Below are 245 nucleotides of genomic sequence, written 5' to 3'. Positions count from 1 at the left end.
GCGTAATGCCCGCCCTCGTCTTCGTCCTTCTCGATGTCGCGTGTCTCTAACGTCTCGAAATGTAGAAACGTAACACCCGAAACATTCTTGTCACCGACCTGCAAAATAAGGCGATAATAGTGGTCGTCTTCCGCAAGGTCAGTGCACCACATGAGCCGCGAATTCTTAGAGTATGGTCGATGCACATCATCGCGGGCGATGCGGTCGTTAAGCGCCGTGATCAAATCTCCGATCACAAAATCCGG

1 protein-coding gene is annotated in these 245 nt (G+C 51.8%); it reads right to left on the bottom strand.

Annotated elements, in window-relative coordinates; genetic code table 11:
- Nucleotides 1-245, bottom strand: a 245-nt coding sequence (locus tag Q4528_RS15385; protein ID WP_303522579.1) for a hypothetical protein, incomplete at both ends; no start/stop codon positions are given.

It is taken from the genome of Staphylococcus pasteuri (assembly GCF_030547725.1).
Lineage (GTDB): Bacteria > Bacillota > Bacilli > Staphylococcales > Staphylococcaceae > Staphylococcus > Staphylococcus pasteuri.
The sequence above is the reverse complement of the archived record's forward strand: the minus strand, read 5'-3'. Positions and strand labels throughout refer to the sequence as shown.